1 protein-coding gene is annotated in these 757 nt (G+C 77.3%); it reads right to left on the reverse strand.

What is annotated here, in order from left to right; genetic code table 11:
• Positions 1 to 33: 33 nt before the first annotated feature.
• The gene (locus DZF91_RS22960; RefSeq protein ID WP_158588024.1) at positions 34 to 591 is read right to left on the reverse strand and encodes a universal stress protein; all 558 of its coding nucleotides are present in this window, start codon (positions 589 to 591) and stop codon (positions 34 to 36) included.
• Positions 592 to 757: the final 166 nt, after the last annotated feature.

The following is a 757-nucleotide window of genomic DNA, read 5'->3' on the forward strand; positions in this document are numbered from 1 at the left end:
CCCGGGGCCCGCGCGCCGAGGCCGGAGGGGCGGTCAGACCGGCCGCCGCCGGCGGCGCGCCAGGCGGCGGAGGAGCGGCGGCTCGGACGCCGCGACCTCCGGATGGTCCGGGACGGCGAGCGAGTCGAGCAGCGAGTCGAACGACGGCGGGCGGACGCACACCAGCGTCGCGCGCGTCCGGCGGGCGCAGTGCAGCCGCACCGACGGGCGGACGATCCGGGACAGCAGGCAGCGGTGGCCGTGCCCGACGACCAGGATGTCGTCGTCGCGGGCCAGCCGGACCAGCGTCGCGCCCGGCTCGCCGACCAGCGCGAGCGTGGTCATGTCGACGCCGTGCGGGCAGCCGCCGGCGACCTCGGTGAGCGTGCGGGTGATCAGTTCCGCGCCGGCGGCGCGCAGCGCGTCGGTGATGCCGCAGCCGATCTGCCCCGCCGCCGACACGTGCGGCGGGAGCGGCGCGGCGTGCACCACCAGCAGGGGCAGGCCCCGGAGCCGGGCTTCACCGATCGCCCACGACAGGGCGCAGCGCGCCCCGGGCGAGTCGTCCACGCCCACGACGACGCGCGGTCCGCCCTCCGGTCTCACTATCACGGTCCCCTCCTGCGGGAGCCTGCCACCGTCCCTGCGGCATGTGTGCCATCCAGGGTGCAGCCTTACCCGCTCGGGTGGAAGTGTTTACACGCGTTGAACCCCGGGTTTCTCGCAGCGGACGTCCGCTTGACGCGCGCGGCCCCGCCGGACGGGTGCCGGCCGGGCC

It is taken from the genome of Actinomadura logoneensis (assembly GCF_003428695.1).
Lineage (GTDB): Bacteria > Actinomycetota > Actinomycetes > Streptosporangiales > Streptosporangiaceae > Spirillospora > Spirillospora logoneensis.